The organism is Serratia sp. TMDUHS_CL, from assembly GCF_037137105.1.
GTDB lineage: Bacteria > Pseudomonadota > Gammaproteobacteria > Enterobacterales > Enterobacteriaceae > Serratia > Serratia nevei.
The window spans coordinates 194,751-207,987 of the sequence record NZ_JBBBDV010000001.1 but is presented as its reverse complement, the minus strand read 5'-3'; the positions used below and the strand labels follow the sequence as shown (position 1 = coordinate 207,987).

Below are 13,237 nucleotides of genomic sequence, written 5' to 3'. Positions count from 1 at the left end.
TGCCAGGATATAAGTCAGCATGAATTAATCCTGAAAAATGCAGATTTATCCGCTTGTCGGCGGAAATAGGTAAATAACGCCAGCGTGCGGTTAAGTTATCTCTCAGAAAACTCATGCTTAATGGTTCTTTCGATTGCCGAATCAAGTTCTACTGGCGCCACGAAATTATTCCGCACACTACTTTTAAATTGCGTTCTGGCGCAGAATTTCTGCACTCTTACGCGGCTGATTGGGAATTTTTTGCGACTTATTTTACTGACAACATCCAAGGCGGTTGCGCCGCATATGCCTACGGCATAGGGAATGCGAATCGTCTTATTTTCTCTGCCCAGCGAAGAGGAAATAACGTCGACCAACTGATTCATCGTAAAGTCCGGTTTATCGACGTAGTTGCTGACCTGATACGTTGACTGTTGATCCAGCGCATGTTCCAGCCGCGCGGCAATATTTTCAACGTAGGCCATCGACTTCATATTATTACCGCTGCCAATCATCACGAATCGGCCGCTGGCGATCTGGCGGAACAGGTTATACACGTTGCCGCGGTTGCCTTCCCCGAAAACCACCGTCGGGCGGATGATGGTCAATTTGTTTGCGCTATCCGCCTTGCGCCAGGCTTCATAAACATATTCCGCTTCGAGCTTGGATTTGCCGTAATGGTTGAAGGGCTCGAAACGCCCCCCTTCATCGGTTTCCTGTTCAACGAACCCGTAAACGGCAACCGAGGAGGTGAAAATGATTTGGCGAATATTCAATGCGGAGGCGGTCATGCAGACATGGCGTGCGCCTTCGACATTGACCTGATAATAGAGCGAAATAGGATCGACATTGTCCTGATGTTCCGCCGCCAGATTAATGATGGCATCACAGCCCGCCAGCGGTTCTTGCAAGGTCTGGGGCTGCGTCACATCGCCATACTGATAGAGCGCCGGAAAATGTGCGCTGGGTTGCTTGTCAACGATGACCAACGTCAGGTCGTCGCGCTCACTGAGACGTTTCGCCAGGCGTGTTCCGATAAAACCGGAACCCCCGATAATAGCTACTTTACGCTTATCCATAATTTGTCACTCAGCAGGTTTCTCATTATTCCTGTCACCGCAATGGAAACAGGGCGCTAATATGCGTTAGGTAATGAGTTCCAGACTGGACAAATCGAACCTGGCTTTCAAATAACAAATAATGAAATAAAAGATTTCATCAAATGTAAAATTATCGCTAAAGATAAAACCTCATTCAGCGTTAATTTTTAACATCGTAAGCAACTTGATATTGCAAGGTTTTATTCGGCAATATAAGATTAATCCGACCTTTACCCGGCGTAGAAGAAGTCTCATATTTTACCGGCAATTTAAGCTGCCCTTGCTTAGGGTCGACACATTCGATGGTCGCCTGATCCATGCTCTCGCCCTGGTACAGGCAGAACAGGGTTTGCGGGCTGTTGGTATGGGGATTATTCAGCGTCAGCGTCAACACGACGCGCGTGTTGTTCTGAATATCATTGATCACCGGCGGGCGAGTTTGGTTACCGAGCACATATGAAAAATGTGAAATAACCAGCAACGAAGCGAATACCGTCAGGTATTTCACTACGCGGCTGGCAGGCATGCTGAAAAAGCGACGCACTGCCACCGGCTTCTTTTCCTGCACCGGTGCTTTAGCTGATTCCATCGTTGCGACAGGCGCAGCAACAAGGGGCGATTTACGCGGCTTATCTATTTTCTCTTCGTTGATTTCAGGCGATTCACTTTCATTTTCGGAAAGTTCCGCTTGAATATCAGCGCCAATATCATTGCCGTCATTTAATATATCGTCGTCAGCGTAGTCCTCATCTTCGGATATAAAGTGAAAAACGGCTTGATTTTCCACCTTGTAACCCAAACGAGGAATGGTTCTGATAAGCGTATGTTCCGCATCGCTAATTTTCTGACGAATAGATTTAATTGTTTGATTTATCGTTGAATCTGAACAATAAGTTCCTTTCCAGATATTTTCTATAATTTCCGTTCGGGTAACCAGTTCTGGTGATCTGGCGACAAGCAGCGAAAGAATTTGATACTCCTTCCAACGCAGACGGAATTTCTCCCCGGCAGGAGTCAGAACATCGAGATTCCTAATCTTTATTCTTTTATCAAGATTCACTTTTAATTTCCTTAGCGTGCCTGTCCTGCACACTTTGTATAGAAATATCAAAAAATGTTCAAGAAATTAAATGTAAACTCAACAGGTTGCATCCATTGGAGATTGGCTTTTATAAAAATTTTCTGATTTCATTTTTTACATTAGGCCTTATTAAGGATGTTATGTTTATCCAAACGACTCTTTTTCCCTGTTGGCAACATGGATTTCTTTCATGATTACCGTAAAATTCAAACTAGCACCCCATTGATTTTAAAAGAAAAAGCCAGCAGTGTTGTTTGATTGTTAATCGAATAAAATTGTGAAATTTCATTCCGCCACGTGAATTCATCCTGTTTTTCCACCTAATCTGATTGCCAGATAGACTACAAAAAGCCGGAAAAAACAGAATGAGAGTTGTCTGATTTAACCCCAGTGTTCATTCCAGTGGATGGGCGCAGCATCTAAGACAAAACCCTATAGATGATCTTATAACAATCGCACTAATTATGCCTCACCCTCCCGGAAATTTCATTTAACCTGCGGGAAAGGCATTAATGATTTAATGCAGGAATACTCTCAATAAAAAGAAAAAACCGTGCAAATAATATAATCCGTTTACGCGAAAGCATTCTGACATTGAGAGATAGTGCTATAAAAAAAGAAAAAAACGGTAATCGGGGATGAGAATTTTACCTAAAGACAGAAAATTTCACTGAGGAGGAGAGAAGAGATGACTCGGAATGAACGAAATATCCCTCCCCTGTCGGGAAGGGATAGAGAAAGCCGTTTGATACTCAGGCCTTTTTCTTGCGGCCATACACCGCCCAGGTGATCACCACGCACAGGATATAAAACACCAGGAACACTTTCATCGCCCCCGCCGGCGAACCGGTCATCGCCAGCGAAGTGCCGAACGCCTGGGGAATGAAGAAACCGCCGGCCGCGCCAATCGCCGAGATAAAGCCCAATGCGGCGGCAGAATCCGTCACCGCTTCACGCTGCGCGCTTTCATCGCTGCCGCCGGCCGCTTTGACGCGATCGACAGTGATTTTACGGAAAATGACGGCAATCATTTGGAAAGTCGAGCCGCTGCCCAGCCCCGCGGTGAGGAACAGCACCATAAAGATGCCGTAGAAGGCGATGAACGAACCGCCCTCCCCCGCACTCGGCAAGGTCAGGAACAACAGCGCGGCGAAAACGGCCATAACCACAAAGTTGATCAACGTCACCCGCACGCCGCCGAAGCGGTCAGACAGCGCACCGCCAACCGGTCGCGCCAGCGCCCCAAGGAACGGCCCGAAGAACGCGTAATGCAGGATCACCACGTCCGGGAACTGCGTCTTCGACAGCATGGCGAAGCCGGCGGAGAAACCGATGAAAGATCCGAAGGTCGCGAGGTACAGCAAACTCAGCATCCACAAATGCCCGCGCTTGAGCACCGGCAGTTGCTGACGTAACGATGCCTTGGCCGCCGCCAGATCGTTCATGCCGAACCAGGCCGCCAGCGTGGCCACCAGCAGGAACGGCACCCAGATCCAGGCGGCGTTTTCCAGCCACAGCTGGCCTCCCTCGGCCTGATTTTGCGCCGTGCCGCCAAACAGGCCGAACAGGCTGAAAGAGATCGCCAGCGGCGCGACCAGCTGCATAACGCTGACGCCCAGATTTCCCAACCCGCCATTAAGCCCCAACGCACCGCCCTGACGCGCTTTCGGGAAGAAGAAGCTGATGTTGGCCATGCTGGAGGCAAAGTTGGCGCCGGCGAAGCCACACAGCAGGGAAATGATGACGAACACGCTGTACGGCGTGCTGCTGTCCTGTACCGCGAATCCCAACCACAGGCACGGCACCAGCAGGAAACAGGTGCTGATGGCGGTCCAGCGGCGGCCGCCAAACAGCGGGATCACGAATGAATACGGCACGCGTAAAATGGCGCCCGAAACCGACGGCAGCGCCGTCAGGAGGAACAGCTGGTCGGTGGTGAAATTGAAGCCCACCTTGTTCAGGTTGACCGCGACGGCGCTGAACAGCATCCAGACGCAGAAGGCCAGCAGCAGACAGGGAATGGAAATCCACAGGTTGCGGGTGGCGATACGATGGCCACGCTGCTGCCAAAAGGCGCTGTCTTCAGGACGCCAGTCCTGAATCAGCGCACCGGTTTTCTTTGATGAAGGCGTTGCAAGTTGCGACATAAAAACCTCAGACACGGGGGATCATTCCGCACACCCTAGGGGGCAGCCCCGGCGGCAAAGTTGATGTATATCAACCCGAATGCAAGTAGTTGGCGCCGCAAATAGCGCCCTCATCCCCTTAGGGGTACGCCACAATTAAAAATTAAATCAATTAAAATCAATGCATTGAAAATAAAACCTGCATCACTTTCATCGTCCTGCTCCCCCGCCGGAAACTAATGGGTACTTCATTCGAGGTATGGGGTTATGCTCAGGGATAATCAAAAATACGGCTGAATCGTTACTTGTTTACCCCCGTCGCCGCCTTCGCCCCTGAGCCTCAGCGGCGCCAAACGCCAGGAATCCGCGCTTATGAAACGCCTGTTGGCCCCGCTTTCGATCGTGAATCAGGTCGCCCTGCTGATGTTGCTGTCGGGCATTCTGGGCGTGGCCGGCATGGGGATTTCCGCCTGGATGTCGCAGAGCATTCAGGGCAATGCGCACGCCATCAACAAGGCCGGATCGCTGCGTATGCAAAGCTACCGGCTGCTGGCGCAGGTGCCGCTGGATGAGCGGCATGAAACGTTGATCCGCGAACTGGAGCGCGACGAAAACAGCCCCGACCTGCAGCGTTCGGTGGAACAGGAAGGGCTGACGCAACCTTTCGACGCCCTGCGCGACTATTGGCAGCAGACCCTGCAACCTCGCCTGCGCAGCGCGCAGCGCCCGGCCGATGCCGCGCCGCAGGTGGCGCACTTCGTGCAGCTGCTGGATAAGCTGGTCTCGGATATCGACAGGCAAACCGAGCGCCGCCTGCTGATGGTGACGCTGGTGCAGGCCGGCTTCATCGCACTGACCCTGCTGCTGCTGATCGGCACCACCTGCTACCTGCGCCGCCGGTTGCTGCATCCGTGGCGACAGCTGGTGGAGATGGCGTTGGCGGTGGGCCGCGGCGACTTTAGCCGCCGCTTCGCGCAGCGCGGCCACCAGGATGAAATGGCGTCGCTCGGCGGCGCGTTGAACACCATGTCCGACGAGCTGTCGGCCACCTACAGCGGGCTGGAGCAGCGCGTGGCCGAGAAGACCGCCGACCTGCAGCAGAAAAATCAGGTGCTGAGCTTCCTCTATCGCGCCAGCCGCCTGCTGCACGCCAGCGAACCGCTGTGCAGTCGCCTGACGCCGCTGCTCAATCAACTGCAAACCCTGACGCCGCTGCGCGCCATTCAGGTACGGCTGTATGAAAACGACAGCCGGGAGCCGCTGCTGCAGCTGAGCGGCAACCAGCCGCTGCGGCCGGAGCATTGCCATAATCCGGTGTGCAGCGCCTGCCTGAACGACAGCAACCGCCAGCATCCCGACAACCCGTCGCTGAGCTGGAGCCTGAGCGACAAGCTCGGCGACTACGGCGTGATCGTGGCGCAACATGCGCCGCAACAGCCGCTGAACGATGAGCACCGCCAGTTGATCAACACCCTGGTGGAGCAGTTGACCAGCGTGCTGGCCATCGAGCGTCAGGTCGACCACCAGCAGCAGCTGATGCTGATGGAAGAACGGGCGGCGATCGCCCGCGAGCTGCACGACTCTATCGCCCAATCGCTCTCCTGCCTGAAAATGCAGATCGCCTGCCTGCAGATGCAGGGCGAAACGCTCTCGTCCGCCAGTCAGGCGCTGGTGCAGCAGATGCGCGAAGAGCTGAACGGCGTCTATCGCCAGCTGCGCGAGCTGCTGACCACCTTCCGCCTGCAGCTGACCGAGCCGGGCCTGCTGGCGGCGTTGCAATCGACGGTCGCGGAGTTCAATCCCAAACTGGGCCTGACCATCCATCTCGATTACCAACTGGGGCCGCGCACGGTGCCCGCCTACCAGGCCATTCACCTGCTGCAGATCGCCCGCGAGGCGCTCAGCAATATCCTTAAGCATGCCGCCGCCAGCCAGGTGAGCATTCAGGTCATCAATAAACGGGGCGAAGTGACCCTGAGCGTATGCGACAACGGACGCGGCCTGCCGGCCGAGACGTCTCGCCCCGACCATTACGGCTTGATCATCATGCGCGATCGCGCCAAGAGCCTGCACGGCCGCTGCGACATTTTACCGCGCAGCGGCGGCGGCACCGAGGTGCGAGTCAGCTTCACGCCGGATAACCACGCCATCGACTAACGGAGACATCATGACGACAGAAACCGCCGCCACAATCTTACTGATCGACGACCACCCGATGCTGCGCAACGGCGTAAAACAGCTGATTGGCATGGACGCTCGCCTGCAGGTCATCGCCGAAGCCAGCAACGGTGAACAAGGGGTCACGCTGGCGGAACAGCACGATCCGGATCTGATCCTGCTCGATCTGAACATGCCCGGCATCAACGGGCTGGAAACGCTGGATCGCCTGCGCCAGACCGACCTGTCAGGGCGCGTCGTGGTGTTCAGCGTGTCCAACCATGAAGACGACGTCGTCAGCGCGCTCAAGCGCGGCGCCGACGGTTACTTGTTGAAAGACATGGAGCCGGAGGATCTGCTGAAGGCGTTGCATCAGGCCGCGGCCGGGCAGATGGTGCTCAGCGAGACGCTGACGCCGATCCTCGCCGCCAGCCTGCGGGAAAACCGCCCCAGCGCCGATCGCGATATTCAGCAATTGACGCCGCGCGAGCGGGATATCCTGAAGCTGATCGCTCAGGGGCTGCCGAACAAGCTGATCGCCCGCCGCCTGACCATCACCGAAAGCACCGTCAAGGTACACGTCAAACACCTGCTGAAGAAGATGAAGCTAAAATCCCGCGTCGAGGCGGCCGTGTGGGTGCTGCAGGGTAAAAACGGTTAATCGCCGCCGTACAGCGGCCCGGTTTGCGCCGGAATGGGCGGCGGCGTCAGGGTTTTGATCGGCGGCAGGCCCGCGTCTTCCCCGGAGGTCGCGGTCAGCGGCGGCGCCACTTTCAGCGCTATCCAGTTCGAGGTCACGCGCTGCTGTTTATCGTCCTCCAGCGTGACCGACAGCCGATAGCTGTTGGCGGCGCCCGGCGCGTCGTCCCACGGCGGCACGATCGCCGTCCAGCCCTGCGGATCGTTGGCGTTGTGCGGCGGCGTCAGGCTCAGTGCCTGCGTATCCCCCTGCCAACTGACATGAGAAATCCCGTTCAACGCCTTGATTTCCAGCACCAGCGGCACGGTTTCTCCCGCCTGCAGGCTCCACGGCGGCGTGGCCAGGAACACCTGCAGCGTCTTGCGCTGGCGGAACTCCAGCACCGGCACGTTCTTGCGTTCGATAGGATCGTAACGGCTGCCGCGCAGCGACTTGGCCTGCGCCACATACTCCGGCGAAATCTGCTTCACCAGCGGCACCCCGAGCCGATAGCTCAACGCCAATTCAACCTGCTCCTGGCTCTGCCCGCCCGCGCCAATCTTGTGCAACGCCTTCATCGTCACCAGCGGTACCGGGGTGTAATTGAGCCCCAGCTGCATGGCGCGCGGATCGCTTTGCTTTTTGCCGCTGCCGAACAGATCGACATTGTCGCCCAGGTACTGCTCATAGCTGAGCGAACCGCCGATCTGGCGGTAAAACGGCAGGTAGCCTTGCGTCGTGATGTCGTAACCGCGTGCCGGGCGGCTGAAAAACACCCCATCGCCGGGCTGCTGCGACAGCGCCGACAGCGGGTAGTAATAGTTGGTGGAGAAACGCAGGTAGTCTCCCCAGGCTTCCGCACCGACGCTGCCACGATTGCGCTGCCGGGCGAAATCGCTGTCTAGCGCCGTATTGTAGCCCAGCAGCCAGTCGCCGACGATCCAGCGCTGCCCCAGCGCAAAGTTACCCAGCGCCCCGGCGCTTTGCTGCAGCCAGCCGATCTGGCTATAGGTCAACAATCCGTCAACGTCGTACAGCGGGCTGAATAACTGCCCGTTGCTGCCGGTAAAATCGCCCTCGCCGGTCATCTTCAGCGATAGCCGGGCAGTGCCCAGCGGCGACAACAGTTCCTGCGCCTGTTGCTGCAGCGTGTCGGCCGCCTGGCCCAGCAAATAATCCTCGGCGCGGCTGCGCATCTGCTGACGTGAAACGTTGTTCAGATCTTTCTCGCCGAGCTGTTTGGCCATCTCGGCCCACTGTTTTTCACGCGCGGCGTCGTCGGGCGCACCGCCCAGATCCGGCAAGTTCTCGGCCGGATCCGCAGCTTGCTGTTCGGAAGAAATAACGGCGTCCGGCGCCGGCGGGGATTCGGCGCACACGGGCACCATGCCGGCCAGCCACATCAGCGGCCCAGCCAGCCAGGCCGCCTGGCGACGGCGCCAAAATCGTTTTTGGGTCTTGATAAATCCTGCCTGAATCACGTCTGTCATGACACCGTTGGCTTCTCTCCCTCCTGGATCGCGCCAACCCACTGCTTGGCTATCGCCTTTCCCGCGACAGATCTGAAAAACCTTACGTCCCGGCCTGGCGGGGACGCCTCTCCCTTAAAGCCTAACGGCTTGGCGAACAGAAACAATAGGATAAACCCCAATCGGCCAGAGTGACGCCGTCACATCACACCATTGACTCGCCCCCCTTCCGAACGCAGGTGAATTCACACTCTTTTAGCGCCGATTTTGCCGATAAAACGTGCAGTAACGCTGCGAGCCGACACGTAGCGGCTTGTTTTGCCATGCAATACGTAAGGCCGTGCTGCGCGCAACCGCGCATATCCCGCAGGCCGCCGCATTTCATCCCGGTGAAATACGCATTTTGCCGTTATTTTAAACATCTTTTTCACGACTGGCGGAACCCTGATGTTTCTTTCCTCACTGTGGCACGTGCTGTTTTTCACAGCCCTGTTGTCGGCCGGCCTGCTCGCCTTCTCACTTATCACCCGGCTGGAGCGAACGGTAGCCGTACGCGCCAACCTACCGAGATTGCGCCGCCGCAGCCTGCTGTTGACGGCCCTGGGGTTGGCGTTGGCGACGCTGCCTTTCGACCTGTCGGCAGCGCACCGGCTGTGGTTGCCACCGGCTGCGGTGCTGCTGATCGCCCTGGCCTGGCTCGACGGGCGCCACCGATGGCTGCCGGACCGGCTAACCCAGCCGCTGCTGTGGGGCGGGCTGCTGTGCAACCTTGACGCTCGCTGGGCACCGCTGGATGATGCGGTTATCGGCGCGGCAGCCGGCTACGGGGCGCTGTGGCTGCTCAACGCGCTTTATCGGCAGGTGCGGCGGCGTAACGGCATCGGCCAAGGCGATTTCAAACTGTTGGCGGCGCTGGGCGCCTGGCTCGGTTGGACGACGTTGCCGCTGTTGGTCTGCATGGCGGCGGCGTTCGGGTTAGGCCTGGCGGTAGCGCACGGCCGGCACCCGCGCCGCGGCTGGCGAACGCCGCAACCTTTCGGTATCGCCCTGGCGGCGGCCGGTTGGCTGCAGCTCTTGATGGGCGCCGACCAAAGCGCGCTGACGTTGTTCGGTTAGGTCTTCAGCGCCTCGATCAGCCGATTGAGTAATCCGGCCACTTCTGCCGTGCTGGCCGTTGTCGGATTGGCCAGTGGCTGGACCGCCGTGAGTCTGGTCGTGGATAACATCTCGTCGCTACGGATTTCCAACGCATCGGAGGGGGGCGCGCTCAACGAAGCGCCGTCCGGCCGCCAGTAACTGCCGCGCGTAGTCTGCACCTGATAACTGCCAAAGCCGAAATCCTTCTCGACGCGATAATATATTTCGCAGCTCAACGGCCCGGTGCGCCGCAACATAAAGGCGCTTTTCGCGCTATAGCTGCCTCTATTGACGACAAAGGCGGTCGCCTGCGAAGACAGGTCGAACGTGATATATAAATCGCACGCCAGCACCTTGGTGTTGACGCCCTGCTGAAGCGTAATGTGCGTTGTGGGTTGCCGATCCGGCGCGGTCAAGGTGCCTAACAAAGTCCACGATGGCTGTTTCGAGATATTGCGCGGCAAATGATTGCTGGTGGAGGAAGGGGCAATAGCCCGCTCACCCAGACTGTACATCGCTTCGACCCCGCTTAAAAACGACGTAACGTCGACGGTGCTTTTGCCGGCCACCGGGACACCGCCGTTATAGACGTTACTGAAGGTTACCTCGGTATTGTTGTTGCAGGCGGCGATCGCCACCGGGAAAGGCGTTTTCGAACCGCTGTAAAGATTCAACTGACCGATATCCCAACGGGATTCGTTGATGAACCGGCACAGCACGCCCCCGCTCTCCACGTTCTGCGCGTCCTGGATATTGATATTGCCTATCGTGCCCTGGGCAAAGTTGGTGGACAGCACGCTGACACTGGCGGCGCGCTGCGTATTGCGGTTCTCGCAGCCCAATGAATTGATCGTGCCGTTAAAATCTTTGAAATTGTAGATATCGCCGATGCAGTCATCCGCGGCCAACGAGCCGACCGTAGAGTAAAACCCTGAAATTCTGAACGCGGTGCCTTTGGCGCGAGCGGCGTAGAGCCCGTCGATAAAATTGGTGGTGCCGGATTTGTTCATCCACAGCACCCCATCCCCCGGGCGATTGGCGTTAGCTTCCATCTGCACGTTCACCAGCCAGTTAATGAACATGTCACCCGACACAAACAGCGAATAACCGCCAACCTTGGTGTAGATGTCACGGATATCAAACTTCGTCATATTGAGATCGCTGAACCATACGCCGTGGGTATCGTCTGCGCCGGTATCATCCCGCAACGTCAAGCCGTGCAGCGTCAGATTGGCGAAGCCTTTCACCACGATCACCGCTTTCTTGGTTTCGCCTTGTTCATTGGTATAGCTGCTGTCTGCGGTCTTGACGATTTTGGTCGCCCGCCCCAATCCGACCACCCGCAAACCGATGCCGCCGTAGATGTCCGTTGTCGTCTGAATGAGTACGTGCCCGGCGACCGTATACACCCGTTTGCCCAGGGATAACGTACCGCCGGCTTGCAGCGCCGCCGCCGCCGCTTTGTTGATCGCCGGCCCCCAGTTGCTTCCGTCGCTGTCCTGATAAAACTGTTCCGGCGTCACAACCTCGCCGGTGGCGAGCAAGGTTGCTGCGCGCTCCACTGAAGCGTTTCCGTTATTGTCCATAATATCTCCTGACGTGATGTGTTCGCATCATTGCGAACGACCGCGCTGAAGGCGTAAACAACGCCGCCTTTCAGCGCCAATCTATCACCGCCACATGAGCACGTTATGAAATTTCATTTTATTTCACCTTGATACAACCTCTCGCGCTCCGCGGTTGCAACAGCAGGCGATTTCACACGCTGTCGGCCTTTGGCGCGCCAGAAGCCCGGCCAGGCGCGCGGCGCGGTCGCTACTTACTCACCCGGTCCAGATACAGCATGCTGTTGGCGATATCCACCCGGGCATCTTCAACGTTGTCCCGCAATGCCACCAGAGTTTGCCCCTGCAGAGCCACCACATAAGGTGAACTGACCTGCAGTTCACGTTGCAACGTGACGTAACGTGCGCTGCGCGCGGCGCTGTTGCCCTCCGCGGCCGCGGCACGCGTTTCCGCGCTGATGGCGGGAATGCCCCACTGGGTGCGCCAGGCCAGGGTTTTCGGCCCACCGGGCACGTTGTAGGCAAAGGCGCTGGCGTTGGTGTTCGGATCCAGGTAGTCGGCGCCCCAGTAGGTGAAGATTGCCTGAAAATCGCGGCCGCGCATCTTGCCCCACAGATCGCTCTCCACCACCGGCTGGATATCCAGCCGCAGCCCGGCCTGCGCAAAGCTGGCCTGCAACGCCTGCGCGATGTCGGTATACGGCGGCTGGTTGATAACGATCAGACTGATGCGCGTCCCTTCGGCGATGCCGGCCTCGCGCAGGATCTGTCTGGCTTTGTCCACGTCGAGCCTAAACGGCCGATCGTCGAGCGCCCCGTCCAATCCCTGCGGCAAGAAGGCCTGATGCACCCGATATTGCCCTTTCAACAGCTGCTCGGCGATGCTCTGATAATCCACCAGCCAGCGCGCCGCCTGCCACAGTGCCGGATTGCCCAGTGCCGGGTTGTCTTTGCTGCCGGTGTTGAAACCGAGGTAATAGACCCGGGGCGCATCGGCCTGCTCGATGCGTACGCCCGGCACATTGCGCAGCGAGTCGAACTGATCGGCCCCCAGATCGTAGGCCACGTCGGCATCCCCTTTCAGCAGCAACAAACGGCGGGTGCCGGCGTCGCTAACGTTCTTGAACAACACCGTTTTCAGTCTGGCCGGCGACGGCGCATAGTCGTTGCGGCCGAACAGCAGCGCCTCGTGCGGCACATAGTTGTTTACCCGATACGGACCGCCGCCGGCGGAATGGCTGCGCAGCCAGGCATTGCCGTAGTCACCCTGCTGCGCGTGCTCGTTCAGCAGCTTCTCATCTACGATCGAGGCCACGTTCGCCGTCAGCAGCCGCAACGCCAGCTCGCTGCCGATGTTGGCGGGCCAACGAAGCTGCACCTGGTTATCTCCCACCTTTTTCAGCTGCTGCTCAACGTTATCCGGCGTCCAGCCAAACTCGCCGAGAATAAACGACGGCGCCTTGTTCAGCTTCACCGCGCGGACCAGCGAGAAAATGACGTCTTCAGGCCGCAGCGGATTGCCGGAAGCGAAGCGTTGCTGCGGTTTCAGGGTAAAGGTCAGGCTACGGCCATCGGCGCCCGCTTGCCAACTGCCTGCGGCGTCCGGCGCCAGCTTTTGCGGCGCGGCGCGATCCGGCGCCACCAGGCGCTGATAAAGGTTGACCAGATTGGCCGAGCTGACGGTTTCAAAACTCTCCGCCGGATCGAGGCTGATAATGCCCTCCAGCGAACTGACCACCACCAAGGTATCCTGCGGGGTGGCGGCCTGCGCACCGAAAGCGGCCGCCAGCGCGCCATACAATAAAGTTGGGATTAACCGTTTCATCGATACACTCTCCACAATCACGCGGTTGCGCTGTTTGTCGAGTGTAGGGGGTAAGAATTAACGGAAGAACGACGATAAATTGCTTTATTTATTACCAAGATGGATATGCCCGCCGCGTT

The 13,237-nt window shown here is 57.6% G+C and carries 9 protein-coding genes; 3 read left to right on the top strand and 6 right to left on the bottom strand.

Features of this window, described 5'->3' with window-relative positions; genetic code table 11:
* Positions 1-95: 95 nt before the first annotated feature.
* The 3 genes from WCL58_RS01020 to WCL58_RS01010 all read right to left on the bottom strand — a co-directional run bounded on the left by WCL58_RS01020 (position 96) and on the right by WCL58_RS01010 (position 4,307).
* Positions 96-1,058 (bottom strand): NAD-dependent epimerase/dehydratase family protein, encoded by a 963-nt coding sequence (locus tag WCL58_RS01020; RefSeq protein WP_060424066.1) that lies wholly within the window; start codon positions 1,056-1,058, stop codon positions 96-98.
* Between the two features lie 181 nt (positions 1,059-1,239).
* Positions 1,240-2,139, bottom strand: coding sequence for a transcriptional regulator (locus tag WCL58_RS01015; protein ID WP_336850328.1), 900 nt, complete (start codon positions 2,137-2,139; stop codon positions 1,240-1,242).
* A gap of 773 nt (positions 2,140-2,912) precedes the next feature.
* Entirely contained in the window at positions 2,913-4,307 is a 1,395-nt protein-coding gene (locus tag WCL58_RS01010) for a NarK family nitrate/nitrite MFS transporter (protein ID WP_060424071.1), read from the bottom strand.
* A gap of 351 nt (positions 4,308-4,658) precedes the next feature.
* Here WCL58_RS01010 and narX point away from each other — a divergent pair, with 351 nt between their 5' ends.
* The gene (gene narX / locus WCL58_RS01005) at positions 4,659-6,443 is read left to right on the top strand and encodes a nitrate/nitrite two-component system sensor histidine kinase NarX (protein ID WP_336850327.1); all 1,785 of its coding nucleotides are present in this window, start codon (positions 4,659-4,661) and stop codon (positions 6,441-6,443) included.
* 10 nt (positions 6,444-6,453) lie between these two features.
* Positions 6,454-7,104 (top strand): two-component system response regulator NarL, encoded by a 651-nt coding sequence (gene narL / locus WCL58_RS01000; RefSeq protein WP_016927346.1) that lies wholly within the window; start codon positions 6,454-6,456, stop codon positions 7,102-7,104.
* Here the strand turns inward: narL and WCL58_RS00995 are convergent.
* Positions 7,101-8,612: a YchO/YchP family invasin gene (locus tag WCL58_RS00995; protein ID WP_330112847.1), complete on the bottom strand. Its 1,512-nt coding sequence runs from the start codon at positions 8,610-8,612 to the stop codon at positions 7,101-7,103. The two genes, narL and WCL58_RS00995, sit on opposite strands and share 4 nt — an antisense overlap.
* A 426-nt stretch (positions 8,613-9,038) precedes the next feature.
* Here WCL58_RS00995 and WCL58_RS00990 point away from each other — a divergent pair, with 426 nt between their 5' ends.
* Positions 9,039-9,707, top strand: a complete 669-nt coding sequence (locus tag WCL58_RS00990; RefSeq protein ID WP_336850325.1) for a prepilin peptidase — start codon at positions 9,039-9,041, stop codon at positions 9,705-9,707.
* Here the strand turns inward: WCL58_RS00990 and WCL58_RS00985 are convergent.
* Together WCL58_RS00985 and WCL58_RS00980 are read right to left on the bottom strand one after the other, a co-directional pair.
* A complete protein-coding gene (locus WCL58_RS00985; protein WP_336850323.1) occupies positions 9,704-11,314 on the bottom strand; it encodes a hypothetical protein in 1,611 nt (536 codons plus the stop codon). The genes WCL58_RS00990 and WCL58_RS00985 overlap by 4 nt on opposite strands.
* A gap of 229 nt (positions 11,315-11,543) precedes the next feature.
* Positions 11,544-13,118, bottom strand: a complete 1,575-nt coding sequence (locus tag WCL58_RS00980) for an ABC transporter substrate-binding protein (protein ID WP_180547343.1) — start codon at positions 13,116-13,118, stop codon at positions 11,544-11,546.
* Positions 13,119-13,237 lie beyond the last annotated feature (119 nt).